Annotated in this window: 33 protein-coding genes and 1 riboswitch; of the genes, 20 read left to right on the forward strand and 13 right to left on the reverse strand. The window is 51.4% G+C overall.

What is annotated here, in order from left to right:
* The first annotated feature begins 101 nt into the window (after positions 1-101).
* Positions 102-263: a protein YhfH gene (yhfH, locus tag HP435_RS05050; protein ID WP_083955695.1), complete on the forward strand. Its 162-nt coding sequence runs from the start codon at positions 102-104 to the stop codon at positions 261-263.
* Between the two features lie 241 nt (positions 264-504).
* Here the strand turns inward: yhfH and HP435_RS05055 are convergent, their stop codons facing one another.
* Positions 505-810 (reverse strand): hypothetical protein, encoded by a 306-nt coding sequence (locus HP435_RS05055; RefSeq protein WP_173597086.1) that lies wholly within the window; start codon positions 808-810, stop codon positions 505-507.
* A 170-nt stretch (positions 811-980) separates the two neighbouring features.
* Here HP435_RS05055 and HP435_RS05060 point away from each other — a divergent pair, with 170 nt between their 5' ends.
* From HP435_RS05060 to HP435_RS05070, 3 genes are all read left to right on the forward strand, one after another.
* Positions 981-1,544 carry a hypothetical protein gene (locus HP435_RS05060; RefSeq protein ID WP_173597085.1) on the forward strand — a complete coding sequence of 188 codons (564 nt, stop codon included), beginning with the start codon at positions 981-983 and terminating at the stop codon, positions 1,542-1,544.
* Between the two features lie 80 nt (positions 1,545-1,624).
* A complete protein-coding gene (locus HP435_RS05065) occupies positions 1,625-2,188 on the forward strand; it encodes a biotin transporter BioY (RefSeq protein WP_122966166.1) in 564 nt (187 codons plus the stop codon).
* A 112-nt stretch (positions 2,189-2,300) separates the two neighbouring features.
* A complete protein-coding gene (locus tag HP435_RS05070) occupies positions 2,301-3,644 on the forward strand; it encodes a cytochrome P450 (RefSeq protein WP_122966165.1) in 1,344 nt (447 codons plus the stop codon).
* A gap of 155 nt (positions 3,645-3,799) precedes the next feature.
* Here HP435_RS05070 and HP435_RS05075 read toward each other — a convergent pair whose 3' ends face one another.
* The 3 genes from HP435_RS05075 to HP435_RS05085 all read right to left on the reverse strand — a co-directional run bounded on the left by HP435_RS05075 (position 3,800) and on the right by HP435_RS05085 (position 6,631).
* Positions 3,800-5,164, reverse strand: coding sequence for a sensor histidine kinase (locus tag HP435_RS05075; protein ID WP_173597084.1), 1,365 nt, complete (start codon positions 5,162-5,164; stop codon positions 3,800-3,802).
* Positions 5,165-5,884: a response regulator transcription factor gene (locus tag HP435_RS05080; RefSeq protein WP_173597083.1), complete on the reverse strand. Its 720-nt coding sequence runs from the start codon at positions 5,882-5,884 to the stop codon at positions 5,165-5,167.
* A 219-nt stretch (positions 5,885-6,103) separates the two neighbouring features.
* Positions 6,104-6,631 (reverse strand): C40 family peptidase, encoded by a 528-nt coding sequence (locus tag HP435_RS05085; RefSeq protein ID WP_122966162.1) that lies wholly within the window; start codon positions 6,629-6,631, stop codon positions 6,104-6,106.
* Between the two features lie 7 nt (positions 6,632-6,638).
* Positions 6,639-6,772, reverse strand: a riboswitch (cyclic di-AMP (ydaO/yuaA leader).
* 303 nt (positions 6,773-7,075) lie between these two features.
* Here HP435_RS05085 and HP435_RS05090 point away from each other — a divergent pair.
* The 7 genes from HP435_RS05090 (at position 7,076) to HP435_RS05120 (ending at position 12,543) form a co-directional block, all read left to right on the forward strand.
* The gene (locus HP435_RS05090; protein ID WP_173597082.1) at positions 7,076-7,480 is read left to right on the forward strand and encodes a LiaF transmembrane domain-containing protein; all 405 of its coding nucleotides are present in this window, start codon (positions 7,076-7,078) and stop codon (positions 7,478-7,480) included.
* 67 nt (positions 7,481-7,547) lie between these two features.
* The gene (locus HP435_RS05095) at positions 7,548-8,243 is read left to right on the forward strand and encodes a PspA/IM30 family protein (protein ID WP_063228773.1); all 696 of its coding nucleotides are present in this window, start codon (positions 7,548-7,550) and stop codon (positions 8,241-8,243) included.
* A 92-nt stretch (positions 8,244-8,335) separates the two neighbouring features.
* Positions 8,336-8,914 carry a class I SAM-dependent methyltransferase gene (locus HP435_RS05100; RefSeq protein ID WP_173597081.1) on the forward strand — a complete coding sequence of 193 codons (579 nt, stop codon included), beginning with the start codon at positions 8,336-8,338 and terminating at the stop codon, positions 8,912-8,914.
* A 14-nt stretch (positions 8,915-8,928) separates the two neighbouring features.
* A complete protein-coding gene (liaF, locus tag HP435_RS05105) occupies positions 8,929-9,819 on the forward strand; it encodes a cell wall-active antibiotics response protein LiaF (RefSeq protein ID WP_122966159.1) in 891 nt (296 codons plus the stop codon).
* Between the two features lie 13 nt (positions 9,820-9,832).
* Positions 9,833-10,981 (forward strand): HAMP domain-containing sensor histidine kinase, encoded by a 1,149-nt coding sequence (locus tag HP435_RS05110; protein WP_122966158.1) that lies wholly within the window; start codon positions 9,833-9,835, stop codon positions 10,979-10,981.
* Between the two features lie 7 nt (positions 10,982-10,988).
* Positions 10,989-11,618, forward strand: coding sequence for a response regulator (locus HP435_RS05115; protein ID WP_063228769.1), 630 nt, complete (start codon positions 10,989-10,991; stop codon positions 11,616-11,618).
* A gap of 103 nt (positions 11,619-11,721) precedes the next feature.
* Complete coding sequence (locus tag HP435_RS05120; protein WP_122966157.1) at positions 11,722-12,543, forward strand: bis(5'-nucleosyl)-tetraphosphatase PrpE; 822 nt, start codon at positions 11,722-11,724, stop codon at positions 12,541-12,543.
* On the opposite strand, the gene HP435_RS05125 is transcribed toward HP435_RS05120, so the two are convergent.
* Positions 12,528-12,821 carry a hypothetical protein gene (locus HP435_RS05125; RefSeq protein WP_173598643.1) on the reverse strand — a complete coding sequence of 98 codons (294 nt, stop codon included), beginning with the start codon at positions 12,819-12,821 and terminating at the stop codon, positions 12,528-12,530. The two genes, HP435_RS05120 and HP435_RS05125, sit on opposite strands and share 16 nt — an antisense overlap.
* Before the next feature lie 19 nt (positions 12,822-12,840).
* Positions 12,841-13,674, reverse strand: a complete 834-nt coding sequence (locus HP435_RS05130) for an N-acetylmuramoyl-L-alanine amidase family protein (protein ID WP_173598642.1) — start codon at positions 13,672-13,674, stop codon at positions 12,841-12,843.
* Between the two features lie 152 nt (positions 13,675-13,826).
* Here HP435_RS05130 and HP435_RS05135 point away from each other — a divergent pair, with 152 nt between their 5' ends.
* Together HP435_RS05135 and HP435_RS05140 are read left to right on the forward strand one after the other, a co-directional pair.
* Positions 13,827-14,057, forward strand: a complete 231-nt coding sequence (locus HP435_RS05135; RefSeq protein WP_063228765.1) for a YneF family protein — start codon at positions 13,827-13,829, stop codon at positions 14,055-14,057.
* Positions 14,058-14,075: 18 nt separating this feature from the next.
* A complete protein-coding gene (locus HP435_RS05140; RefSeq protein WP_122966154.1) occupies positions 14,076-14,261 on the forward strand; it encodes a hypothetical protein in 186 nt (61 codons plus the stop codon).
* Between the two features lie 96 nt (positions 14,262-14,357).
* On the opposite strand, the gene HP435_RS05145 is transcribed toward HP435_RS05140, so the two are convergent.
* The gene (locus tag HP435_RS05145) at positions 14,358-15,128 is read right to left on the reverse strand and encodes a TSUP family transporter (protein WP_122966153.1); all 771 of its coding nucleotides are present in this window, start codon (positions 15,126-15,128) and stop codon (positions 14,358-14,360) included.
* Positions 15,129-15,326: 198 nt separating this feature from the next.
* Here HP435_RS05145 and HP435_RS05150 point away from each other — a divergent pair, with 198 nt between their 5' ends.
* Complete coding sequence (locus HP435_RS05150; RefSeq protein WP_063228762.1) at positions 15,327-15,935, forward strand: superoxide dismutase; 609 nt, start codon at positions 15,327-15,329, stop codon at positions 15,933-15,935.
* Positions 15,936-16,393: 458 nt separating this feature from the next.
* Here HP435_RS05150 and HP435_RS29045 read toward each other — a convergent pair whose 3' ends face one another.
* On the reverse strand, positions 16,394-16,528 hold the full coding sequence (locus HP435_RS29045; RefSeq protein ID WP_255679204.1) for a hypothetical protein: 135 nt from the start codon (positions 16,526-16,528) through the stop codon (positions 16,394-16,396).
* Between the two features lie 373 nt (positions 16,529-16,901).
* On the opposite strand from HP435_RS29045, the gene HP435_RS05155 reads away from it, so the two are divergent.
* From HP435_RS05155 to HP435_RS05165, 3 genes are all read left to right on the forward strand, one after another.
* The gene (locus HP435_RS05155; RefSeq protein ID WP_122966151.1) at positions 16,902-17,696 is read left to right on the forward strand and encodes a dioxygenase family protein; all 795 of its coding nucleotides are present in this window, start codon (positions 16,902-16,904) and stop codon (positions 17,694-17,696) included.
* Positions 17,696-18,574, forward strand: a complete 879-nt coding sequence (locus HP435_RS05160; protein WP_173598641.1) for an RNA polymerase sigma-70 factor — start codon at positions 17,696-17,698, stop codon at positions 18,572-18,574. Before HP435_RS05155 ends, HP435_RS05160 begins: the two co-directional genes overlap by 1 nt.
* Before the next feature lie 82 nt (positions 18,575-18,656).
* Entirely contained in the window at positions 18,657-19,103 is a 447-nt protein-coding gene (locus HP435_RS05165; RefSeq protein WP_173598721.1) for a carboxymuconolactone decarboxylase family protein, read from the forward strand.
* A gap of 61 nt (positions 19,104-19,164) precedes the next feature.
* Here HP435_RS05165 and HP435_RS05170 read toward each other — a convergent pair whose 3' ends face one another.
* Together HP435_RS05170 and HP435_RS05175 are read right to left on the reverse strand one after the other, a co-directional pair.
* Entirely contained in the window at positions 19,165-19,710 is a 546-nt protein-coding gene (locus tag HP435_RS05170) for a pyridoxamine 5'-phosphate oxidase family protein (RefSeq protein ID WP_173597080.1), read from the reverse strand.
* A 178-nt stretch (positions 19,711-19,888) separates the two neighbouring features.
* Entirely contained in the window at positions 19,889-20,884 is a 996-nt protein-coding gene (locus HP435_RS05175) for a metal-dependent hydrolase (RefSeq protein WP_122966147.1), read from the reverse strand.
* A 155-nt stretch (positions 20,885-21,039) separates the two neighbouring features.
* On the opposite strand from HP435_RS05175, the gene HP435_RS05180 reads away from it, so the two are divergent.
* Both HP435_RS05180 and mutY read left to right on the forward strand, forming a co-directional pair.
* Entirely contained in the window at positions 21,040-21,333 is a 294-nt protein-coding gene (locus HP435_RS05180; RefSeq protein ID WP_122966146.1) for a hypothetical protein, read from the forward strand.
* Between the two features lie 20 nt (positions 21,334-21,353).
* Entirely contained in the window at positions 21,354-22,469 is a 1,116-nt protein-coding gene (gene mutY, locus HP435_RS05185) for an A/G-specific adenine glycosylase (protein ID WP_122966145.1), read from the forward strand.
* 101 nt (positions 22,470-22,570) lie between these two features.
* Here mutY and HP435_RS05190 read toward each other — a convergent pair whose 3' ends face one another.
* Positions 22,571-22,729, reverse strand: coding sequence for a YrzI family small protein (locus HP435_RS05190; protein ID WP_122966144.1), 159 nt, complete (start codon positions 22,727-22,729; stop codon positions 22,571-22,573).
* A gap of 136 nt (positions 22,730-22,865) precedes the next feature.
* The gene (locus HP435_RS05195; RefSeq protein WP_167470372.1) at positions 22,866-23,018 is read right to left on the reverse strand and encodes a hypothetical protein; all 153 of its coding nucleotides are present in this window, start codon (positions 23,016-23,018) and stop codon (positions 22,866-22,868) included.
* Between the two features lie 496 nt (positions 23,019-23,514).
* Between HP435_RS05195 and HP435_RS05200 the strand changes: the two genes are divergently transcribed.
* Positions 23,515-25,482, forward strand: a complete 1,968-nt coding sequence (locus tag HP435_RS05200; RefSeq protein WP_173598640.1) for a methyl-accepting chemotaxis protein — start codon at positions 23,515-23,517, stop codon at positions 25,480-25,482.
* An 82-nt stretch (positions 25,483-25,564) separates the two neighbouring features.
* Here HP435_RS05200 and HP435_RS05205 read toward each other — a convergent pair whose 3' ends face one another.
* Positions 25,565-25,789: a hypothetical protein gene (locus HP435_RS05205; RefSeq protein ID WP_173598639.1), complete on the reverse strand. Its 225-nt coding sequence runs from the start codon at positions 25,787-25,789 to the stop codon at positions 25,565-25,567.
* Positions 25,790-25,947: the final 158 nt, after the last annotated feature.

Genomic DNA, 25,947 nt, shown 5'->3' on the forward strand with positions numbered 1-25,947 from the left:
AGAGATGAAGATAAAGCGTCATAATGTATTATAACAAACTTTTATAAAACAGGTGCTGTTGTAATACAATACAGATAACAACACACGGGGGGTTAAAAATTATGACGCCAATCACTTCTTTTTACCGAAATCTCGAGGCAAAATGCTGCGCTGCTTGCGGCCAAACCATCAACGAACAGGCTGAATCGTACGCAAACGAGTGCTTCACTTGCCAAGAAGAGGCATCCTTCGATGCTTACAAGCACTACCACCAAAAACGGTAAGCAGATGAATACAGGATAGAACAGGTATACCACGAGGCGGCAGCCAGGGAGGTATACCTTTTTCTTTTCAAGAAAGCTTTTTGTCTCGATTGTCATTAAATTCCTCTTAATCAAAGGCAAGTAAAGGACAGGCAGGACTGCTCAGGCAATGGTTTTTTCCTGCCTGCCACTCCACTCCCAACGTTTCGATAAAATTACATACAAAAAAACCGCTGCTCTCCTGGCAGCGGCGCTTTGCCGTTCAGTGCGATTTGGGCGAGGTGCTGGCGGCCTGTTCCTTGACGTAGTCGATCAGGCCCAGTTGAAAGCCCTCCTGTGTCAAAAGGCGCTGGGCTTCGTAAGTGCTGGCATAATAGGCTTGGACGTGCGGATCGTTCTCCAGCACACGGCGGCAAGCCTCGTCGCTGGCAAGCTCTCTGTACCAATCAGTTGTTTTGATTTGGGCGACCAGCTCGTCATAGGCCGGCTCGGGCTTTTTCCAAGGGTTTAATCTGTGAAAGAGTTCACCGAAAATCGCAACGACGACTAAAATTCCAATGAGAAACATGTGGGTCACCTCTGACGTTGGTTCCTTTCCATGGTAACATTCCCGGGTTGCTTTTCGCTATGGGGAAGTCGTCTCTCGCTTGCAAAAGCGCAAGAAAGCAGGCATGCTAGATACGAAGAGCTGTTCGAGGATATATCAATCAAGTCAGGAAAAGGAAAGGAGGATGCTTCGTGTTTCATCCACTCATCTTTGACAACATCCGGGTGGTACTGGAAGGAGCGGTGTACGACCGCGATTTTGACGGAGCGATCACCATTACCGGACGATCAGATGTCATGGATATGGCTACTTTCCAGCGGCTGTTCCAGATTGAGTTCAAGCTGGCCGAACAGGCGGCAGGCGAAAAAGCCGTGCGGGCGCAAATGCAGTTGCGCACGAGTCTCGGCGACATCGCCTCGGAACAGCTGGAACAGCCGCTCGTGGAGCATGTCGGCTGCACGATCTGCATTCATTTTCATTTGCAGCTGCCAAATCCGGACGACATTCCGAGCGAAGCGAACAAAATCACCACGCTGCTCAATGAAATCTGGGGTCAGCGCCCCTACATTACGCAAACACTGTCCGCCAAACTGCCGGAGCATCGGATCGAATGGCCGCCAACGGTAGTAACGAACCACATCACCCTGGATTTTCACCGCAAGATCGACGAAGGCAACATTGACGACCTGCGCGAGCTGATCGAGCACACGATTCAATCGCTTGCGGGTCTGCAACGACATGTCGATCAAACATAGGGGATTTACATTTTTCTTCGTGCGTATTATCATTTTGTTAACCTTATTATATTTTTAGTTAACATTGGAGGATACTACGCATGAGAAACGAACGTTTGAGATGGCTCCTGTTGTCCGCCATTTTTGCTGCTGTCACAGCGGTGCTGTCGCAGGTGACGATTCCTTTGCCGCTCATTCCGATCACGGCACAGACGCTGGCTGTCGGTTTGACGGCGACGATTCTGGGCAGCCGCTACGGCACACTTGCGCTTTTGATTTACGTACTGCTCGGAGCAGTCGGCCTGCCTGTCTTTACGGAAGCGAGCGGTGGCGTGCAAGTATTGGTCGGCAAGACTGGCGGATACATTTTCGGATTCATCGCGACTGCTTTTGTGACGGGCTGGTATTTGGAAAAGATGGGCTTCACTCTGAAAAGCGCCGTTATTGCCAACGTCATCGGCATGTTCGTGACACTCGCTTTTGGAACCGTCCAGCTCAAATTCGTTCTGGATATCCCTTGGGACAAAGCGGTTGCGTTCGGCGCTACGCCGTTTTTGGTTGTAGGCGTGATCAAAGCTGTACTCGCCGCCGTGATCGGGATCAAGGTGAGGGAGCGGCTGATCGCTTTTCGTCTGCTGCGTACGGAGCAGCCTGTTACACGCTAATAGCTATACCTGATTTGCCACCTGATTGCTTCGGGTGGCTTTTTTTCGCATAAACTCCTTTTCGTGCCGGATACTATCCATAACCTAGCCAAAGCACATGAGGGGGATTCAGATGGGTGTGACAATCACAGGACCAAGAGGTTTGCCGATTTCCGGGAACTTGCTCGCTTTTCGCAAAAACCCGCTCCAGTTTATCCGTGAAGCAGTCGCCGAGCATGGCGAGGTCGTTCATTTTCGCTTTGGTCCGAAGCGCCATGTTTACTTGCTGACCAATCCCGATCAGATCAAAGAAGTGCTCGTTACCAAGCAAGATCACTTCAAGAAGGGCAAAGGCTTGCAGATCGCCAAAGCTGTAGTGGGCGACGGGATTTTGACCAGTGAAGGCAAAAAGCATTTGCGGCAAAGACGCCTGATGCAGCCGGCTTTTCATCGGGAGCGCATCGCCGGATACGGTCAGGTGATGGTGAGACATGCGGTCGAGCTGATGGACGATTGGAAGATGGGAGAAGTCCGCGACATTCACAACGACATGATGAAAGTAACGTTGGCGATCATTACGGAGACGATGTTTGGCAAAAGCATCAAGGAGGGCGCTGACAAAATTGGCCATGCTATCGACGTCGGACTGAAATATGTGGCGAATAAAGCCGCTTCCTTTATCGACATTCCGCTGTCGGTTCCGACAAGAAGCAATCGACAATTTTTGGAATCGAATGAGACGCTTGACGAAGCGATCTATTCTTTGATCGAATCAAGGCGAAAAAATCCGGAAGCTCAGCAAGACGATTTGTTGGGAATGCTGCTCGCTGCGAGAGACGAGGACGACGGTCAAGGCATGACGGACGAGCAAGTAAGAGACGAGGTCATGACGATTTTCGTGGCAGGTCACGAGACGACTGCCAACACGATGTCGTGGGTGTTTTATTTGCTCGCTACGCATCCGCACGTCGAGCAGAAGCTGCATGAAGAACTGGCAACCGTGCTGGAAGGCAGACTGCCTACGGTGGAGGATTTGCCCAAACTGACCTATACGAGCCTTATCGTTTCGGAAACATTGAGACTGTATCCAGCCGCCTGGACGATCAATCGGGAAGTTGTCGAAGAAGTGAAGATCGGGGAACACACCTATCAGCCGGGGGAGACGCTGATGATGAGCCAGTTTGTCATGCACCGTCTGGAACGGTATTACGACAAGCCGGATGAGTTTATCCCGGAGCGGTTCGCCAGCGACTTGCTGAAACGCAACCCTGCGTATGCCTACTTTCCGTTTGGGGGCGGGCCAAGGGTTTGTATCGGAAACAACTTCGCCCTGATGGAAGCGGCATTGTTGCTTGCGACGATTGCGCAGCGATATCGCTTGCGGCTTGCCGAGCCTGGACAGGTAGTGGAGCCAGAGCCGCTGGTTACGCTGCGTCCGAAAAACGGACTGCCCATGCGCCTGGAAAAACGGGATTAAGGCAAAAAAAAAGAGGCATCTTTTCACTACGGTTTCGCCGTGATGTGTCAGATACCGAACTGGGGGTTATTTATCACTGAAAGCAACATGCTTACAAGAAATACTTTAACAGAGAAATATAAAGAATAAATTAACTGACAATAAATCTAAATAAACTATCCGTGGAAAAAGGGAATGGTGAAGGAGAAGCTGCTTCCTATTCCCTGTTCGCTGTTTACCGTGAGTTCTCCGCCATGGCGGCGCACGATGCTCTGGCAGATCGTCAGTCCGAGCCCTGTGCCGCCGTTGTTGCGGTTGCGGGATTTCTCCGCGCGGTAAAACTTGTTGAAGACTTTCGGCAAATCTTCGGCAGCAATTCCTTCGCCTTTGTCGATTACGGAGAACAGCACGTGACCTTCTCGCTGATCGCATGTAATCAAAATCGAGCCATTCGGTTTGTTGTAGTGAATCGCATTGTTGATCAAGTTTTCCATGACGCGGCGCAGCTTGGTTTCATCGGCCTCGATGTGCAGCTCATTGGAGACGCGCAGTTTCCAGTGAAAAGTCAATCCGGCTTCTTTCACCCGCGCCAGGTAGTCCTCGATAATTCCCTTCAAAAAGCCTTTTACGTGAATGCGGCTAATGTTGAGCCGCACCTCTGTGCTTTGAACGGTAAAGTCTTGCAGCTCGTCCAGCAGCTTTTCCAGATCGCTCGTCTTCACTTCGATCTTGCCCATTTGCTTCTGGATGCGCATCAAATCCGTGACGCGGCCAGAGCCGATATAGGAGGCGTACCCTTTGATCGTAGTCAGCGGCGTGCGGAAATCGTGGGCGATCGAAGCGATCATCTCCGATTGCCGTTCTTCGGAAAAACGCAGCTCATCGACCATGTCGCCAAAGTAGCGAAACAGCTGTCCGAACTCGTCATGGGAGCGATACGTAAACGTCACCAGCCGCTTGCCTTCGCGAATTTCCTGCGTGACACGGGCCAGTTCGCTAACCGGACGCAAAATCCAGCGGACGAACAGAGTGAGCAACAGCAAGCCGACCAGCACGAGGCTTCCGTAAATAAACCAGAGCATCATCGAGACTCCGGTTGTGCCCATAATGTCGTAATCGTCCGTGTAGAAATAGATGACAATCTCGCCTTCACGGGGAGGCTCTTGCTGAAAATGGTATTCTGCCACGACTTTCAGGTCGCTTTTCGTGGTGGAAGGGAGGGACAGCTTCAAGGAGTAGGCTTTTGACGGCCTGTGGTAAATCGTGTTGCCGCTCGCGTCCTTCACGACCATCCGGTACATGACGTCTTCTGGCAACTGCTTCTCCAGCTCCTGGCGCTCGATCGGGTCCTTGAAGTTGCTGGAGCGCAGCAGTTGGTTGACCCGGACCTTTTCTGCCGCATCCTTTTCTGACTGGTACTGGTTGTGACGGTCGTTTTTCAACTGGTCGATGATGATGTCCTGAAAAACGAACTTGAACAGCAGGATGTTGAGCGTAATCAACGCGATAAAAGAAAGAAACAGTTTTTTGCGGAGGCTCATCTAAAGCTTCTCCCCGATGAATACGTAGCCCGTCCCCCACTGAGTTTTGATGAATTGCCGCTCTGTTTCCAGCTTCTCGCGCAAGTTTTTGATGTGTACCGTCACCGTATTGAGCGAGCCGTAGCCATAGCCCCAGACGCGGTCGTAAATTTGTTCCCGCGTGAAGACGATACCCGCATTTTCAGCGAGAAAAGTCAGCAGTTGAAACTCTTTCGTGGACAACTCGATCTTTTGGTTGTTGACGTAGACGGAATACGTTTCTTTATGGATTTCCAAATCCTTGAACTTCAAAACCGTGATCGGGGAACCGGAGGCGTCTTTTTCCGGCTGCTCCTCGGTATGCTTGCGGATGCGCTCGTAGCGGCGCAGATGGGCGCGTATGCGGGCGAGCAGTTCTTCCGTGTCAAACGGCTTCGTAATGTAATCATCGGCCCCGATTTCAAAACCGACTACTTTGTCTACGGCCTTGCTTTTGGCGCTGAGAAACAAAATAGGCAAGTCCCATTCGCGACGGATTTGCGAGCACAGCTCGTAGCCGCTCATGTTAGGCATCATGATATCGAGCAGAATGAGATTAGGCCGCTCTCCCTGGCTGAGCAGGGCAAGTGCATCCTCGCCATTTTCCGCAGAGGAGACCTGAAAGCCTTCGTTTTCCAAAATATCTTCAAGCAGTTCAATAATCTCCTGATTGTCGTCAACGATTAAAATGTGATCTTTCACCGGAATTACCCCCAGTTACTTCTATTAATAAGTGGACAAGTGTCATGGCAAAAAAAGAATCAGCCTTGTCTATCATAACATGCTTTCACAGAATAGGAACAAGTATCCCTTCATTCATGCTTATTTCCTTATAAGTAAGGGCACCTATTTAGACCTGGTACTAAATTTCGTCAGAAAAAGCCAGAGACGATTGTCCCTGGCTCTTATGTTTTTGCCGAACTACTTCTTTTTTGGTTGATTTTCCGGCAACGATGCAGCTTGCACCGCGTTTTCCTTTTTCGGAGTGTCCGCCTTTGCTTCCAGAACAGGCGAGCTGATGCGCTTGGCACCAACAAAACGCTTGCTCCAGTAGTACGGGTCGTTCAACTTGGTGTTGACGACTCCGCGGCCGGATTCCGAATGCACGAATGTGCCGTCCCCGATGTAGATGCCCACGTGAGAGATGCTTCGTCCGTTTGTATTAAAGAACACAAGATCTCCTGGTTGCAAGTCTTTCCGTGCAACTTCTGTACCGTACTCATATTGAGAGGCAGAATTGTGCGGCAGGTCTACACCTAACGCGTCAAATACGTAGCGTGTGAAACCGGAGCAGTCAAAGCCTTTTTTGGATGTGCCTGAAGATTTGTAAGGAACGCCGTACAGATCATCGACAACCTCTTCGAGTGTCGTGTTCTCCGCCGCATGTGCAGCGCCCGCTCCCATAGCAAGCAATCCAGCCATAAATAAAGATAGTACCACCTTGCGCAAAAGAAACTGCTCCTTTCGTGAGCCTACGAAGTTAGCTGAAGGGTTCGGTCGAAAGGACGCCCTAAGTTGCCTAACGCAACTATTCACCCCAAAAAACTGGTTCCCCCGTTTCCGACATGCGGAATTCGGCTATTTTTCGATGTTTTTTTACACGCACTCTACGAAGATTCGCTGCTTGTCCGATTTTTCCTTTTTTTTGACTGCTTGTTCATATTTTTGTCACAAAATCCTGTCTAAAGGTGTAACGTTTTGTTTCGACATTGCAAGAGCGGTTGGAATGGGGCGAAAACAGGCTCGTCCGATTATGGCAGGAAGTGCTCTCCGTCCAAGGACGGAGGGAAAAACCAACCGCACGCCCGTTATGGAAAGCCTATCCGGGGGGCTACAATAAGGGCATAAGTTAGCAAGCACCACATGCACAAGAGAATAGGAGGTAAGCGAGCAATGAGTGAACGGTCTGGAAAGGTTTTGCTCGGGCTGGTTCTCTTGCTAATCGGCGGGTTGGTTCTGCTGGATCAAATCGGAATCGACTTCGGTGACCTGATCGGGATTTTGATTCCCGGGGTCATCATGCTGTACGGCGCTCGAAAGATTATGGGACAATCCGGTTCGCGTTTCTGGGGAATCGTGATCTTCCTCTTCGGGTTCCTGATGCTGATTGGCAAGCTCCATCTGCTGTTCCACGGCTTACTGGCCATTGGTGTGATTTATCTGGGGTATCGCTTACTGCGCCCCAGTCATGTCCCCAAAGAAGCGCCACCTGCCTGGGAGCGTCAGTGGGCCCAAAAAGTATTGAAAGAAGACGCGCTGGACGCCTGGGAAAAAGATGTGACCCGTCGCCAGCCATAGAGTTGCTCAAGTCGCGAGAGCTTTTGGATGAAATAACACGATGTGATATGATGAGGAGGAAATAAACATGAGTATTTTTAAACGTTTGCGTGACCTGACAGTAGCTTCGGTGAATGACGCTTTGGATTCCATGGAAGATCCGGTAGTGATGCTGAATCAATACATGCGAGATATGGAAGTGGAAATCGGACAAGTCGAAGTGGCTGTCGCCCGTCAGGTAGCACTGGAAAAGAAATTCCGCCAACAACTGGATGAAGCGAACACACTGATCGACAAACGCGATCGTCAAGTGAAGCTCGCTCTGACAGAAGGGGAAGATGAACTTGCTCGCCGTGCACTTGCAGACAAAAAGCAATACGAGGCGCGTGCAGCAGAGTATGAGACACTGTACTTGGCAGCATCCGAGGCAGCTACGCAAATGCGCGAGAAGCTGGCTGAGCTGAAGGAAGAGTTCTATAAAATGCGTGCGAAAAAATTCACGCTGATGGCTCGGGCACAGGTAGCTCGTACACAAAAGCAAGTGAATCATGCCGTAGTGGGAATCGGAAATCAGTCCGCAGGCCGCGGCTTTGCTCGCATGGAGGAAAAAGTGCTGCGCATGGAAGCCGAAGCGCAAATGAGCGGTCAATGGCGCCAGACAAACCTCGCTTGGGAGAACGCGCTTTCTGAGTTGGAAAAAGACGATCTGGATACAGAACTGGCAAACATCAAGGCATCGCTTCAACAGAAAAAACCAGTGTCCGCCCAGCCGGAACAATCTTGATTGGACAGGAACTGGGGGATTGGTTGTAGAATAGAGTGTGTCAATCAGGCAGCCTGTATAGCAGGCTGCTTTTCCCCTAGGAGGTACGATTCTTGGCAGACTTCATGGTCTTTTTGCGAAGGTTCATCGCTGAGCCTGGGCGTGTCGGCAGCGTGATCCCGAGTTCGCGGTTTTTATGTGAGCGAATGTTGAGCAGCGTCAATTGGGCTTCAACGGATGTTATTCTGGAGCTGGGACCTGGCACAGGAGCTTTTACCCAAACCATTTATCAAAATATCAATCCGGATACCGACTATGTGCTTGTGGAGCGTGACAGCCAGTTTCGATCCATCCTTCAATCACGCTTTCCTGATCTTCCTGTCAGGGAGGAAGCGACGAGACTCGGACAATATTTGCAGGAGATGGAGCTTGGCAAGGCAGATGTCATCATTTCCGGCCTGCCGTTTGCCAATTTCCCACAAGAGTTGCGAGCAGCCATTCTGGATGAAGTACAAAACGTATTAAAACCAGGCGGCCTGTTCATTACATTCCAATATTCGCTACAACTCCAGGCTGAGCTGCAGGCGCGTTTTCCTTGGGTAGAGACAGACTTCACCTTGCTGAATATCCCACCTGCATTCATTTATACGTGTCGAAACAGACAAAGTGAAAAAGATCGGCATGGGGCGTAAGAGAGGAGACTTTTGTGAAACTGTCCCGCTTGCACACAATGTTGGCTGGCGTCCTGATCATTTTGACAGGCATCGGCCTTTTATTAGACAGTTTGCATATCATTTCGTTCGGTCTGTTTGATCTGTGGCCGATGGTGCTCGTCTACTTCGGCGTTCGCCTCTGGGGTCAGAACAAACGGATTGGCGGCGGCATTCTGTTCAGTTTGGGAATCATTATTGCTCTGGACATGTGGTTCGGTATCGGTGTGGATGACTTGTTCCAACTGGCAGTTCCCATCCTGTTGATTTATTTTGGCTTCCGATTGATTCGCGGCAAAACGAGAGGGGGCGGGAACCGAGCTTCTTTTCCCCCGTTTCCGGAACAACGGGAAGAGCCTTCTGGTCCGGCTATGACTAGCGAGGATCAGCCTGTTCATACACACAACGGCATTCGGCATGACGCTGCACAATGGCTGGACAGCTTGAGCAAGTGGAAGCCTTCCCGCAGCAAGCTGCTTGAGAAGGAAGAGGAAACTGGGCGTGAACGAATTTTGCCCAAAGATTCTCGCAGTTCGTTGATTGGCGATTATCATCTGACTTCCGGGCGTTTTGAGTTGAGCACCTTGCATGTATGGCACGGGATCGGGGATGTGGTGATTGATCTGTCCCGCGCGGTTTTGATGCAGGACGAGGCCGCTCTTATTGTGGAAGGATGGGTAGGGGATGTCACCGTTTATGTCCCTGTCGATCTTCCGGTTTCTGTGAACGCCGAGCTGAGTCTGGGCGACCTGGAAGTATTGAGCCACCGCCAGGGAGGGATCAACCGGAGTGTGATGATTCGTTCCGAGCAATACGAGGAGGCGGCTCAAAAAGTGAATTTGCATATCTCGCTGCTTGTCGGCGATATAAAAGTCAAGTACATCTAGGAGGTACTGGCGGATGCGTCGACAGCGATTAGCGAGTATTCAGTGGCAATATGTGCGCTACGGCGTCCTGCTCGCCGCAAGTGCAGTTACGGTTTCGTTTGTTTGCTTTTTTTGGCTCTATTTTTCCTGGAAAGACATGCCGGAGGTTCATCGCGCATACAGCAGGCTGATCAGTGACCCGAGAGTCGTCTTGTGGATGCAGGATTACTTGGGCTTGGCCTTGCCCACACAGCCTGACGGGTTGGTCCAGCTAGTCGCTTTTGTCATATCGCTTCCTGTCGGTGTGCTGGTTGCCCTGATTATTTCCTATATCTTCGGGAATTTGTTGAAAAAACGGCTTGGCGTGCTGTGGGAAGCAGCCATGAAGCTGGGACGGGGAATGCTGTCATACCGTGTGCCCGATCTGGGCGTCGACGAGGTCGGCGAACTGGGGTGGCAGCTGAACCGCCTGGCTTCGCAGTGGGAGGAGCAGGTCGCGTCTTTGCAGCGACTTTCCAACCATAACGCTGCTTTGGCGGAGCAAGTCAAACAGGCAGCCGTGACAGAGGAGCGCCAGCGTTTGGCAAGGGAACTGCATGATGCAGTCAGTCAGCAGTTGTTTGCCATCGCGATGACGACAGCGGCGATGAAGCGGCTGGTGGAGAAAAATCCGCAACGGGCAGCCCAGCAAATCGAGCTGGTCGAGGAGATGGCAGCAGCGGCTCAGGCTGAGATGAGGGCGTTACTGTTGCATCTGCGCCCGGCCACGCTGCAAAACAAATCGCTGAAAGAAGCGATGATGGAACTTTTAGAAGAGCTGACTCGTAAAAATACAATGGAACTGACGTGGGAGATTGAAGACGTCGAAGGGCTGCCAAGCGGCATCGAAGACCACTTGTTTCGCATTTTGCAAGAGTCTTTGTCCAATACGCTGCGACACGCCAAGGCCAGCCTGATCGCGGTCAAGCTGTTCACTTTGCAGGAGCAGGTGCGATTGCGGGTGACAGATGATGGTGTCGGCTTTGACCCGGATGGGGAAAAGATGACGTCATACGGACTGCGCAGTATGCAGGAGCGCGTGGCAGAAGTAGGAGGCTCGATGGAGATTTATTCAGCGGTCGGCAAGGGAACGCAAATAGAGGTGCGGATTCCCCTGATGCTACAGCCGGAACGGGAAGGGTGAAAATGCTGTGATTCGCGTATTACTGGTAGATGATCATGAGATGGTACGGATGGGACTGGCGGCTTACCTGTCAACAGAGGATGATATCGAGGTTGTGGCAGAAGCGGGCAGTGGTGAAGAAGGTGTGCGGATGGCTGTCGAGCTGCGGCCGGATGTTGTCCTCATGGATTTGGTCATGGAAGGCATTGGTGGCGTGGAAGCGACCAGACGCATTCGCGAAGCATGTCCGGCCAGCAAGGTCATCGTTCTCACCAGCTTCATTGATGACGAGAAGGTATATCCGGTTATTGAAGCGGGGGCTTTCAGCTACTTGCTGAAAACTTCGCGGGCGGCGGAGATCGCGAAGGCCATCCGTTCGGCAGCGGCCGGAGAACCTGTACTGGAGTCGCGAGTGGCAGGGAAAATCATGGCCCGTTTCCGGCACGGCCAGGAATCGCATCCGCACGAACAGTTGACACCGCGTGAGCTGGAAGTGCTGAAGCTGATCGGTCAGGGCAAGTCGAATCAGGAAATCGCCGATGAGCTGATTATCGGCATCAAAACGGTCAAAACGCACGTCAGCAACATTCTTGCCAAGTTGAATGTAGAGGACCGGACGCAGGCGGCGATTTACGTTCATACGCACGATCTCGGTTGATTTTGCCGTAAAAAAGCTCCTCATGATGAGGGGCTTTTTTGAGTTTTTTTTGCCGTTATGGTAAAGATAGTAAGTAACAGATTGGGAAAGGAGGGAACGCGCTATGAGGCATAAACCTCAGACACGCTCCAAGGTGCTTTCGGCCGACAACGGCGTGGATATCATCGGAGACGTTCACGGCTGTTACGACGAGTTTATGGAGCTGATCCAGCGGCTCGGGTACGAGCAAAGCAAAGACGGTGCCTACCGACATCCAAAGGGCCGAAAGCTCCTTTCCCTCGGAGATATAACAAGCCGCGGACCGCATTCGATCAGGATGTTGCAATTTTTCCACCTCCACGTCACGGCTGGGCTGGCAGAGATGGTAGACAGCAATCACGGCTGGAAGATCGCCCGCTGGCTGGATGGCAGGCCGGTGACCTTGGCGCACGGCGACGAAAAAGTGGAAGAGGAGCTGAAGCTTTATCAGCATGAATTTGGGCCGAAAAAAGCTTCTTTGCTGCGGGAGCAAAGTCGGCGGCTGCTTTTTTCCTCGCCGTCGCACATGATGATCCGCCGTCATGACAAGCTGGCTGCTGTAGCTGTTCACGCCGGGATCAGGGATGACTATATTGGCATGGAATCTCCTGCGGTGCATACGTTTTGTCGATACGGCGATGTGGCCGGGACTGGTCCGGATGGCCGCCCTATTCGCAGAGAGTGGGCAAAAGAACGCAGAGTCTCAAGTCCGACGATCGTCTGGGGACACGATCCGCACCCGGAGCCGAAACGCAAAAACGGCACAATCAATATCGACCAGGGCTGCGTTTTCGGCGGAATGCTGACCGCCTATCGCTTCCCGGAGGACGATGTATTGAGTGTGCCGGCGAGAAAAAATTATTCAGGTCTGTCGGATACGCCGCTGACGCGTTATACGGCAGATTGAGAATCGGTTTTCTTGTTTTTGCTGTTGCTTACTTGCTCGATCGTGTTTTTGGCGGAAGAGTGAATGCCTACACTGGCCAAGCCCGCTGTTACGCCTTCCATTAGCGCTGTTTTCCAGTCAAATCCGGGATAGTACAGCCATTGATTGGCCATGTACAGCCCGACAATCAAGACAACGGCTACCCAACTGCGCAGCTTTTTCGGGATGCGAAGCACATCGGACAAGGTAGCGGTTCCGGCCAGGGCAAAGGCGATGATTAAACCGAGATCGAAGCCCACGGGGCACTACCTCCAAATCTTATTTTTTCAATTGCTCATACAGGCGCTTCAATATGATGGCCTCGGCCCAAAGCGGCAAAGGCTTGTCAGCTTGATTGCGCCAGTCTTCGTTGGTCAACAAGCCTTGGTCAAACATCCAGTCGATCCCTTCCTGTTTCCAGTCGGGCACTGTTCCTCCACCTCCATCTCCGGGATTGGGGGAAGCGGTAGGCGCAGGCGTCGGGGTGGGAGTAGGCGCAGGTGTGGGCGTCGGTGTCGGTGTTGGCGCGGGAGTAGGTGTAGGAGTAGGAGCTACTGGAGGGCGGTAAGGCAGTTTGGCATATTCGCAAAAAGCGCGGACAACCCCCTCGGCGAGTTTTTTCCAGTCCTTGGCGAGCGTATCTGCGTCCAGTGGATTGTCTGCAAAGCCGTACTCAATAATGACCGTCTCCACGCTTCCTGTTTCCCTGTGCATGTAGTAGTAGTCGCGGTTCGGGTTGTTGGGGAGCGTACGGGTGAAAATCCGGCGGTTCGGCATTCCCTCTGCTTCAAGCTCTTCCTGGATCATGCGGGGAAATACGGCTGACCCATAAATCGAGTAAATGACTTCAGAGCCTCTGCCGCCCCCTGCATTGATATGGTTGGAGATGCAGTAACGGGCGCCGCTGTTTCGCACCAGGGCAGTCCGTGCATCGCTTGAAAGCGTAGTATCGCTGGTCCGCGTCATCGCGACCGGAATGTTCAGTTCCTTGAAGCGGTTGAACTGGTACAAGGAAATTTGCAAGGTCATATTCTTTTCAAGAAACTGCGCATTGTTTCCGCCGCCAGGATCGACTCCCCCGTGCCCGGCGTCCACAATCAGGATAGGAGCCATTTATGCATCACCTCTTGTTCTTAGAATATGCTTGGAAAGGCCGACATGGCTTGGGGCAGTCTCATCATTTTCGCGCGTTGCAATGTACAGAAAGCCCATCTATGGTACAATGAAAGAGTTCTTAATTACGCATAGAGGATGGTAATGTATTGATGGCTTGGTACAACTGGGTAATCCCGATCGTTACATTGTTACTCGGCCTCGTGGGCGGTTTTGCCGGAGGCACTTATTATTTGAAAAAACAGATGTCCAACATGCAGATGGACGACAAACAGCTGCAAGCCATGGCCCGTTCTATGGGAATGAATCTCAACCAAAAACAGCTGAAGCAAATGAGCCGCACGATGAAAAATATGAAAATGCCAAATAAATTCGGGAAGTAGTGCGAAGGGGGTGTCGTTATGGGACCGACCCGTCTACGCTACACGATGATCGGTTTTATTGTGGGTGTATTGATCGTGTATTTGAAAGATCTGCCTATGGGGGAAGGGACCCGATTCGCAGCCCCTTTTTATGGAGCGGGCATAGGTCTTCTCATCGACGGCATCATATTGCGCATGAAGCAACGAAAAGGAAAAGACGAGTAGGGGGAGCTTGGCTTTGGCCAGGCTTTTTATTTTGGCGCTTCGTAAAAAAGACCAGTCGGATCACCTGTGCGATCATCCGGCTGGTCGTCTTTGTTGTTAGGGGGTAAAAATCAGCTCGTAAATCATTTTCGTAATCAAGGTGATCGAGACGATCAAAAACAGCGGGCGGACGTAGCGAACGCCGGTTTTGATGGCGACTTTCGCACCGATGCTGGCACCGAGCAGCATCGCAATCCCCATGACCAGACCTGTCAGGAAAATGACCTTGCCTTCTACTAGGAAAACAAACAGCGCGGAGAGGTTGCTGGCCAAATTCAAGATCCGGCCGTTGCCTGCTGCGATTACGAAGTCATAACCGAACAGAAGTACCATCAAAAACACGAAAAAAGAACCCGTTCCCGGGCCGAAGAAGCCGTCGTAGAAACCGATCAAAAAAGTAAAAGGAATGCCTAGCCCAAGCGTAAACTTGGTCATCCCTTTGTAGTTGGAGTCTTGACCGAACCGTTTATTGAACAAGGTGTAGACGAAAATCAGCGCCATCATGACGATGACCAATACTTTCAACATTTCCTGGGGAACGAACAGCACCGTCTTGGCTCCGAAAAAGGCACCGACGAGCGAGACGGGGAAGAGAATGAGCATCAGCTTCTTGTCGTATTTTCCCGAGCGGATAAAAGTGAATGAGCTGGTGGCCGAGGAAATCGTGCCGGCGAGCTTGTTCGTGCCGAGCGCGAGATAGGGAGGCATGCCCAGACCGAGCAGAGCGGGCAAGGAAATCAATCCGCCGCCGCCAACTGTACTGTCGATGAAGGCTGCGACGAATCCGAAGAAAGCGAGAAACACTACCGTTAATAAGTCCAGTTCCATTCATGATCACCTGATTCTCTAAGTATGTATGCAATAAAACAAGTCTAGCACTCTCTTTTTTGAATGCAAGCTGGAAATCTCTGAAAATGGCTGATAGATTAATATACTTTGCATACTGATTTGTTGTAAAAGTGGTTGTCTTGTAGTATAATAAGCTCGTAGCTTGAACCATACATATTTTTGAGGAGGAATGTTATAATGGCACATCAACTTCCAGCATTGCCTTATGCACATGACGCACTGGAGCCTCATATCGACGCGCAAACCATGGAAATCCACCACGGACGCCACCATGCTACTTACGTTAACAACCTGAATGCAGCTTTGGAAGCTCATGCAGACTTGCAAGAAAAAAGCGTGGAAGAGCTGATCAGCAACCTGGACGCTCTGCCTGAATCCATCCGCACAGCTGTGCGCAACAATGGCGGTGGACATGCTAACCACACTCTTTTCTGGGAAATCCTGAGCCCGAACGGCGGCGGCGCACCAACTGGTGAATTGGCTGACGCAATCAACGCGGCTTTCGGCAGCTTCGACAACTTCAAAGCTGAATTTGCAAAAGCAGCAACTACTCGCTTCGGTTCCGGCTGGGCTTGGTTGACTGCTGAAGGCGGCAAAGTGGCGATCTCTTCCACTCCTAACCAAGACAGCCCGATCATGGAAGGCAAAACACCTATCCTCGGCCTGGACGTATGGGAGCATGCTTACTACCTGCGTTACCAAAACAAACGCCCTGACTACATCGGCGCGTTCTGGAACGTAGTGAACTGGGATGAAGTAAGCAAGCGGTTTGCTGCTGCGAAGTAAGCTTGTTTTTTGCAATGATAAAAGCTTGTTGCTCGATTGTGGGCGGCAAGCTTTTTATTTTGGGTTCCGTCTCCGGCGAAAAAGGAAAACCGCGTCAAAAGCAGCGAGATCGAAGAAGCGGACGCACGTTGCCGCTTAAAAGCGTGTTTTCCTTTTTCACCTTCGCCTCGGAAGGAGTCCCAAAGCCCTTTCGCTTGTTTCTCCTGTTTCCTCGGCCGACGGTACGCTTTGGTCGGATATTGTTTTTTGGAGGTTGCTCAAGGGCGGGAAATCCAGGGCAGGAAGTGAGCAAGCTTTCCCCGAACTGGTGGCATGAAGCAACCGTCTTCAAGAAGAATCTTAATCATTGTTTCTATGTCTTTTTTTGAAACCCTCCATCACCCCTTAACCAGCCTCGCCACGCCTGAAGTACCGATGAAGCAAACTGCAAATCGCTACCCAAGCCAACTTTTATGTATTCAGCCTTTAGCATTTTCTTTAAAACTCGCGCCGACCACACCCAGCCGCTGACGAGGAAAGAGACGAAATCCGCGAAAGCTCTTTGGGATACCGACCGAGGCTGCGAGGAAAAAGCGAAACACGGTTTTAAGCATCAACGTGCTCCTGCTTCTGTGAACTACTGCTTTTGACGTGGTTTCGCTTTTTCCCCGGAGCCGTGCAGTCTAAACCCACAGGGGGTATCCCAAGAAGCTACAGCGATTCGTCACTTTCCTCGCCACGCCTAAAGTATCGATGAAGCAGACTACAAAGCATCACTCCGAGCAAGCTTTTATCATGCAAAGAAAAAGTGTAAGCTGTCCATAACACGAGCCAATTCAAGCCATCTGCCCCGAACGGCTGCAGAATCGCAGAATCAAGTAAGCAAGAAAACTTATTTTCCGCAAAGGATAGCCATGAGAACAAATATTAGTTATAATACTTACTAAAAGTAACCTTATTTAAAAAATATAGAGGAGAGTGTTTCTCATGATGCCATCCTTTTTCGTTGCACATGGCGCTCCGCTGCTTGCTATCGAAAACAATTCCTATACACAAGCCATGCATCAGATTTCCAGCCTGCTTCCGCGCCGTCCGCGCGCTATCGTCATGTTTTCTGCGCACTGGGAAGCATTTGACCAGATGGTCGGCACGATGGAGACATTCCCGACCATCCACGATTTCGGCGGGTTTCCGCAAGAACTGTACGAAATTCAATATCCGGCAAAAGGCGACCAACAGATTGCCGATGAGACGGTTCAATTGCTGCGTGATGCAGGCGTGCCTGTCACGGTAAATACGACACGAGGTCTGGATCATGGGCATTGGGTAGTTTTGCGCCATATTTTCCCGGACGCAGATATCCCGGTAGTTGCCCTGTCCGTTAATCCGAATCTGACTGTTGCGCAGCAATACATGATCGGCAAAGCGCTCAGCCCGCTGCGGGAAAAAGACGTCCTGATTATTGGCTCGGGTGGAACCGTTCATAACTTTTCATACATCGACATGCGTGAAACGCAAGGACGCGCTTTCGAGTGGGCCTTGGAGTTTGAAGAATGGCTGCATCAGTCCTTGAGCGGATGGAAAGTGGACGATTTGGCCCGTTATCGCGAGCTTGCGCCGCACGCGGAAAAAGCGGTTCCTGCCTATGGCAGCGAACATTTTGTGCCGCTTCTTTACGTGATGGGAGCAGCAGATGACGAGCGCACCGCCAAGCGACTGCACATGAGTTTTCGTTACGGCAGCCTGAGCCATACGATTTGGCAGTTTGGTGAAGCCAAATAATGAGCGTGGGGATCGCAGAAGTTTATCTCCAATACAAAGGATTGCTGTTTACCCTCGCCTACCAGATGACAGGCTCTGTCGCGGAGGCCGAGGACATTGTCCAGGAAACGTTTGTTGCGCTTGCGGGCGTTGACATCAACGATATTCAACACGTCAAAAGCTATTTGTGCAAAGCCGTGACAAACCGTTGCCTGGACACGTTGAAATCAGCGCGCTGGAAACGCGAACAGTACGTAGGAGAATGGCTGCCCGAACCGCTGTTTGACGACGGCGGCGAGAATGACCCGTTGCGAACCGTGATCGCGCAGGAACACGTATCCTACAGCTTGCTTGTCTTGCTCGATCGGCTGTCTCCGGCGGAGCGGGCCGTCTACGTGCTGCGCGCAGCCCTCGACTTTGAGTACCGAACGATCGCTGACCTGCTGGAAAAAACAGAGGCGAGCTGCCGCAAGCTGTACAGCCGCGCACAGCAAAGGCTGAAAGAGCCAGGCCTGCAAGTCACAGCAGTACCCGCCCCAGCCAAAAAGCTGATTGAACAGCTGATGCATGCGATTTCCAAAGCAGACGCGAGTGCATTGGTACAGCTTTTGACACAGGATGCCGTGCTTGTCAGCGACGGGGGCGGAAAAGCCAGGGCTGCGCTGCGCCCGATTTTCACCAATCGCCGCGTGGCCTCGTTCTGGAAAGGTGTCTGGCCGCGCTGGGCGGATCATTCGCACATGGAGGTTCGCTCCATCAACGGCCAGGATGGCATCGTCGTCATTTCCGAAGGCCAAGTGAAAATGACGCTTCAAATCAGCCTGAATCAAGCGGAAGACCGGATCGAACGACTGTTCATGGTCGTCAACCCGGACAAATTGGCGCATTTGCAAAAGTAATTTTTCCAATCGGTCACAAAACCGGAAAGCCACTCGTCTTTGAGGTTGAAAGATCACATTCGAGTGGAGAGGAAAGATGAACATGCAAACAAGATTCAACTATCGCCAGGCGAACCCGCAAGCGTACCAAGCCATGCTGCAACTGGAAAAATTCGTGAACGAAAGCGGCCTCGACAAAAAGCTGATCGAGTTGATCAAAATTCGTGCGTCGCAAATAAACGGATGCGCCTTTTGCATGGATATGCATACGCAAGACGCGCGCAAACTCGGCGAGACAGAGCAACGCATTTATTTGCTCAGCGTTTGGCGCGAGTCCGCTGTTTATACGGATGCCGAGCGTGCGGCTCTCGCCTTGACCGAGACAGTGACGCTGATTACGAAAGACGGCGTTCCCGACGCCCTTTACCAGCAAGTAAGAGAGCATTTCGACGAGAATCAGTACACGTCGCTGATCATGGCGATCAACACGATCAACAGCTGGAACCGCATCGCCATCTCGACAGGCATGTTTGCCCCGTACAACCGCTAAATACGTTGCGGACAGACGAATGAAAACGACACGTTCCCAAGGAAGGGGCGTGTCGTTTTTGTTACACATCCATTTCTACTTTTCTACCCGGATAAAATTGGTTTTCTTCCGAGCCTGGATTGCCTTTGGCCGTGAGCGTATCCGGGGTGATGCGAAAAATAGCGGTTACGCTGCCCATGGACGAGCGATACTTCAGCACGTGCTGCAAAGGCAGCGGATCGGAAAAGTAGCCTGGCACGTATTTGTCGATCATCGCTTGCATCGCATCGCGCATTTCAGCCGGCTCCTGCACGCGCTCGATCGTACCCGACAAAAACACGCTCATATAAGCGGTATCAATATGCGCCGGAACAGGCGAAGCGATCGTGCCGTGCTCTTCGCAAACGCTGAAACAGACGCGGTTGTTTTCGTTGATCATCTCGATCTTTCGCCCAGAGTCTGCGCCGTGAAAGTAAATACAGCCGTTCCACCAGACAAAATTGAGCGGAATGATATACGGCTCGCGCTCGTTGGACATTCCGAGGTGGCCGACTTTTGCTGTGTGCAAAAACGAAGCGATCTGCTCCTGATCAGTAATGGTGCGTTTGGAATAGCGGATAGGTATCATTGGTAATCCCCCAGTCAGACAGTTCTGTTTTTCGATGTAGCCTGATCGTAGTCGGTTTTTGACTTGGAAAAAAGGTGCAGTTTAGGCTTAATCGAGCAGGTCAGATTCAGATATAAAAAAACCGCTCCATTCTCAAGAGCGGTTTTGATTCAGTATTCAGTTGCTGTGCGATGGGCGATTATCCCAGCTGTCGCTTGGAATCGAGTTTCTTGGCAAGCTGCTCTTCCCCGCGGTGAATCCAGCCGACGAAAGAATCGCGGATGTTCAGTTGAGGATCGAGATGGACAACGGCGACGAACATGTAGTGGCTTTTCCCTTGGAAGCGGGAGCGATAGCGCAAGTCGATCCATTTGACTTCATAGCCGAAGGGCTGTTCCTTTGTTTCCACGTGGACGTGGTGGGTGAAGGCGAGGAACGATTGCACCTTGGAATCTTGTTTGGCAGCGGCAACGACTTCGCTCTCGGGTTTGATGGCAAATGTGTCCAAAATACTGACATCGCCGGAGTTCACCTCGCCTACATACCAGTGCTGCTCCGTTTTGGCAACAAAAGTCCAGAATGTCCAGGACAGGGTAGGAATGATCGTGTACATGCCCGGCTTGCCGATTCGCGCGCGAACTTGCTCTGTCGTCCGCTTTTGCACCTGGCAGCGCCAATAGTAGTAGCCCGCAATCACCAGGTAAATCAGCAAAAAGGATCGGCCAGGGTGCGCGCCCGCTGCCCAGAGCATGAAGCCGACGAGATGAGCGGCAAAAATGAACGGATCAAAAATGAAAATGGCGTTCAGGGCAACCCACTTATCGCGAAACGGATACAAACCCTTTGTGCCATAGGAATTGAACAAGTCGACAAAAACGTGCAGGCAGACGGCCAAAAAGATCCAGCCCAGCAAATGGAGCCAGGAGGCTTGCGGCATCAGGGCCTGTATGAGAACAAAAATGGCTCCCGACCAGAGAAACAGGGCAGGTACAGAGTGGGAAACGCCTCGATGATTGCGAATGTAGGCCGCAGTGCCGCGAAGGCGAACCAACCCATCCAGATCAGGTGCTTGCGAGCCGATGACCGTACCGATCATCACGGCGGCTGCAAGCGATGGAGAAGAAGCTACGACAGGATCGAGGTAGGCGAGCCCGGCCAATCCGAAGCCCATGGCAAAGTGAGTGGCTGTATCCATGGAATCGTTGTCTTCCTCCTTTTCTTCCAGGCTGTTGTTATGTTTATTATAGCGTGAGAGATGACATAATTCCCCCCTCTGCTGAAAAAAATTGTGAGCTTGTTCCCGCTTTTGCAAAAAGGGTATGATGAATAGATCAAGGAGGGACAAGTCGTATGTTAACTGTCTTTATCGAATACAAGCTGCAACCGGAAAAACGGGAGCAGGCTTTGCGACTGCTTGCATCCATGGCTTCGCGGCTTGCAGCATGGGGAGCACGCGAATATCGCTCCTTCGAGGGGCTTGACCAGCCGGGATTGTTTGTGGAAACTTTTGACGTTTCCACTGTACACGAATATGAACAAATCAAAGCACACCGTTTGGCGGATCAGCAGTTTTGCGACTGTATAACGGGCGGAGCGGCCAAGCTGCACGTCTGGGCGTTTCGCCCCGCCGAGTATCCAAAATAAAAGGAGCAGACAAGAAAGACATGGCAAGAAAAAAAGACAACAGCTTGCAGTACACTCTTCCCGAAGAGTTTCATGTGTTCGGTTTCGCCCAGGATTTGTTGGCCTGGTACGACTCGCAAAAGCGGGATTTGCCGTGGCGGATCAACCGCGACCCGTATCGTGTCTGGGTGTCGGAAATCATGCTTCAGCAGACGCGGGTAGAAACCGTTAAACCTTATTATGCGAATTTCATGGAGAAATTTCCGACGGTGTCGGATTTGGCAAATGCACCAGAAGAAGAAGTGCTCAAAGCGTGGGAAGGACTTGGCTATTACTCCCGCGCTCGCAATTTGCAGGCTGCTGCTCGCGAGGTAACCGTTCGCTATGGCGGCGTCGTGCCTGACACGCCTGAAGAGATCGCCACGCTGAAAGGCGTGGGGCCGTATACAGCGGGTGCGATTTTAAGCATTGCCTACGGAAAGCCGGAGCCGGCTGTCGACGGAAACGTCATGCGCGTCTTTTCCCGCTTGCTGTACCTGTCGGATGATATTGCCAAGCCCGCCACCCGGATCAAGATTGAGCATCTCGTGCGCCAAGTCATTCCGGAAGGGCGAGCAGGTGATTTCACCCAGGCTTTGATGGAGCTGGGCGCGATGGTCTGTGTGCCGCGCTCGCCGCAATGCTTGACCTGTCCTGTGTTCGATTACTGCATGGCCCGCAAGGAAGGGGTACAGGAGGAACTGCCGATCAAAGGAAAGGCAAAACCTCCGCGCCCTGTCGATTTGCAGGTGGCAATCGTGGTTCGCGATGGCAAGGTGCTGATTAACAAACGGCCGGAGCAAGGGCTGCTGGCTGGACTGTGGGAGTTTCCCATGGTGGAGACGGAGCAGCAAAAAGACAGTGCCAAAGCAGAGGCGCTCGCCAGCGGAATCAGCGAACGATTCGGAATCGATATCGAAGTGCTGGAACCGCTCGGTGCCGTGCAGCACATCTTTTCGCATTTGCAGTGGAATATGCAGGTTTGGTCCTGTGACTGGATTGACGGAGACAAGCTGCCCGCTCATGCCAGGTTTGCCGCTTGGAGTGAGCTGGACACGTACACGTTTCCGATGGCCCATCACAAAATCAGGGAATTGCTCGGACAAAAAAGCAAGTAGGACAGGAAGCCAAAAAGCTGTCGAGATAAACTCGGCAGCTTTTTTCATTCGGACGACCATGCAATGGCCGTCTCGTTATTTTCATGGACTGTCGTTGTCGATTATCTGTACAGAAATTCCGGAAACTGCATTGCGATCTGATGTTTCCGTTGTTCCCACTCAGCGATTGCTTGTTGTTGCAAATATTGCGCCTCGCGCTGTTCTGGGGTCAATTTCCGCTTCTCGATAATAATCGTGAAGAAAATCATTGGAATGTGCATGAAAATCCACCTCCCATCCCTGATAAATCGTGCAGTTAGTCGCCATCTATCGCTTTGACTCCTGTAAATCTCATCATCTGACGTCTTTGTTTATTTTTCATTGAAATCCCTCCTGGTTTGGAATGCGAAGACGAAATTAGATGCGGCTAACGTGTTGGGCTGCTTCAAAGGCGTGAGCCTCAGCGCGTTCTTCCAAATAACGTGTGCGCGCATAGGCAGCCAGGCGTTGTTCTGGTTGAACGTGATTGCGTTCGATCTTGATGGTGAAAAACAAGAAATTCAGTACCATACCAAATCACCTCCTCTCATTGGTAAAAATTGGATGTTTGTCGCCAAGAAAAAGACCACGGGCTGATGCCTGCGGTCTTTTGGGCGCACGAAGAAAAGGAAAGACCACAAGCTACTACGCCCATGGTCTGGTAATTGACGAAAGAGAATGTTGAAGATACGAATGCATCTACAATTCGTCGGACCAGGAGGCGCTTCTATATGCAGTTTTTGCAACGATAAGACGATCAGCGAAATCATATGCAAAATCCCATACATTCATCATCATGTTGCATCCTCCTTCCTTCGAGTAGTAGTGGTGTAAAACGTAACCTTAGAATATGGCATTTTTTTCTTGCTGTAAAGCACTTTTTACCTAAATTCTAAAGAAAGTTAATTCTGAAAATAATAAAATATAATAAAAAATAAAGTTGCGGGCGATTTTTGGTTTAAAATGCTTGCTATAATGGGTAAGTATATCTGACAACGAGACTATGCGAAAAGGTGTGGAAATGCGGATGAAAATGCCAAGATTGACTGTCAGAGCCAAGCTGATTGCTTCGTTCTCCCTTATTTTGATTATACCTGTACTCGCTCTTGGTCTGCTTTCGTACCAGAGCGCAAAGGATCGTCTTGAAGAGCAACTGCTGACGACAGCATCGGAAAATGTGCGCTTGGTGGACGAGCTGATTGACCGTACAATGGAAGCCCAATCCAGAGACCTGCAATTCATCGTGTCCGATTTGACAAAAGCTGACCTGGTGGATCAGGCGAGAGACGAACTGCATAAGAAGCTGCAAACTTTCCTCAAGCTGCACCCGGATATTGGGGAAGCGTACGTCGGAGATGAAACAGGGAACATGCTGACAGCGACTGGCGCCAAGCTTCCCGACGGCTATGATCCGCGCCAGCGTCCGTGGTATCAAGCAGCGATGAAGACGCCTGACAAATCGATTATTACCGACCCGTATATCGACGCATTTACGGGCAATGTGATCGTGGGTGTAGCCAAAGCTTTGCCTGACCGCTCCGGCGTGCTCGGGATCGATATTCAGCTGACCGCCCTGAACGAAACGGTGAAGCAGGCGAAAATCGGAACGAATGGCTATATGACCATCCTCGATGCCAACCACAAGCTGTTGATCCATCCGACAGGAACACCTGGCTCAGACATGACAGCGCCTTGGATTGGCGATCTGTACGCCAAAGCGGCAGGGACGTTTGACTTCACAGATGAGAACAAGGAAGCCAAAGCAGCTTTTGTCACCAATGATCAATCGGGATGGAAGCTGATGGGCGTCATGTACAGGACGGAAGCAGCGGATGCGGCCAGCCCGATTTTTTACCGGACAATGCTGGTAATTGCGATCACGATTGTGATTGGGGCAGGGCTTGTGTTTGGCATTTTGCGCTCCTTGCTTCGCCCGTTGCAACAACTGACAGCAGCCGCGAAAAAAATGAGCGAGGGAGACGTCACCCAGCAGGTGGTAGTGAAAAGCGACGACGAGTTGGGCGTCTTGGCCAAAACGTTCAACCATATGGCGGAATCGCTGCGCTCTCTCTTGTTCTCTGTGAATGATTCCGTTCAGCAGCTCGCAGCCTCCGCAGAGGAGCTGTCGGCAAGCGCTGACCAGACGAGCAAGGCGACAGAGCAGATTGCCACGACGATGCAGGATATGGCGACGGGAACAGAACAGCAAGTATCGCATACACAAAAAAGCACCGATGCAGTCGGGCAGATGTCGCAGCGAATCGCCCAGATTGCCAGCTATACGCATGAGGTGTCCGACACAGCCAAAGAGACAGCAAGCATCGCAGCAGAAGGCAATCGCTCCGTACAGTCGGCGGTTCAGCAAATGAACGCTTCCAACGAGTCGATTCTCAGTCTGGCAAAAGTGGTGGACAGCCTGGGAGTACGCTCGCAGGAAATCGGCAAAATCGTAGATGTCATTACGGCGATTGCCAACCAGACCAATTTGCTCGCGCTGAATGCAGCCATCGAAGCCGCACGCGCCGGAGAGTCTGGTCGCGGATTCGCTGTCGTCGCTGACGAAGTAAGAAAGCTGGCTGAGCAGTCATCTGCTTCGGCGGAGCAAATCAGCCATCTGATCAAAGCGATCCAGCAAGAGACCGACCATGCCGTCGATGTGATGGAGCAGAGCAAACGCGAAGTAACCGAAGGAATCGGCAAAGTGAATGAGGCCGGGAAGTCATTTGAACAAATCCAGTCTGCGGTGGAAGATGTGGCGGACAAAATCGAACAAGTCTCGCAAGCGTCGCACGATATATCCGAACAGACGCAACTGGTGGTCGAATTGATCAATCATATTTCTGATGTCACGATGCAAGCTTCCGATGGGACGCAAAGCGTTTCCGCAGCAGCCGAGGAACAACTGGCTTCGATGGAAGAGATCGCTTCTTCCGCGATGTCGTTGGAGCGGTTGGCAGAAGATTTGCAAGATCAGATTGGCAAATTCAAGATATAGGGAAAAAGCCTGGCGCAGGAGTGATTCGCTCTCTTGCCGCCGGGCTTTTTGCTATTGCCCGTTCCTTTTCAAGCATCAAACATCAATCGTAAATAGGTTTGGAGGCGTGATCCCAGGCACCGCTGTCGCCGCCTACTGGCCCGCGTGATTCCAATTCGCGGATGACCTTCACATGCAGGGAAGCCCCTTCTGCGCTCAAGTATGCGGCGAGCTGGGAAAAGGTATCGTGAAAGTACAAAAGCTCGTTGATTTCCCACTGGGAAAGCGGGACCATCGTCAATTCGGACAGGTCGCGTCCTATGTACATCGTTTGATTCCTCCCTTGATCTTATGCCTGCCCTCTGTTTTTGCGCGTGTTTAGTATGGCTTTTTCAGCGAGGAATGAGTCAGACGAGATTTTGGCTTCCGGTAGCAAAAGCGGAAGGGGAGTTGTATAATGAAAAATGTGATTTTGATTGATTAGTA

Origin of the sequence: Brevibacillus sp. HD3.3A (assembly GCF_013284375.2) — a bacterium.
Taxonomy (GTDB): Bacteria; Bacillota; Bacilli; order Brevibacillales; family Brevibacillaceae; genus Brevibacillus; species Brevibacillus parabrevis.